1 pseudogene is annotated in these 431 nt (G+C 55.0%); it reads left to right on the forward strand.

Annotated elements, in window-relative coordinates:
* Positions 1-343: pseudogene (locus QCE79_RS33995) on the forward strand (hypothetical protein); the annotation flags it as partial.
* Positions 344-431: the final 88 nt, after the last annotated feature.

Genomic DNA, 431 nt, shown 5'->3' on the forward strand with positions numbered 1-431 from the left:
GACTGCAGGCGACGGCGGCAAAGCCATGGCTGGGTATCGAGGAGTTGCAACTGTGGGGTATGGCGGAACGGCGACAACGGGCTTTCGTGGTGAATCCACCGCGGGTGTTCGCGGGACAGCTATTGCAGGTGATGGCGGAACTGCACGAGCTGGCAATCATGGGACGGCCATGGTGGGATTCGGCGGGAAGGCAAGCACTGGCGAGAAAGGACAGATCAGCATCTGGTACTGGGACTTCTATGAGATGCGATACCGAATGAAGGTTGGTTACATCGGCGAAGAGGGTTTGGAGCCGAACACGCTATACACCCTCGACGATAATCACCGCTTCGTCAAGGTGTAATCACACATCACGATTTGGTAGGCCGCCGCTTTATTCGTTTTACGTCGCGTTGGCCTCTTAACCAAGTAGTTGTACTTATTAGGAAGTC

It is taken from the genome of Caballeronia sp. LZ003, assembly GCF_031451465.1.
Taxonomy (GTDB): Bacteria; Pseudomonadota; Gammaproteobacteria; order Burkholderiales; family Burkholderiaceae; genus Caballeronia.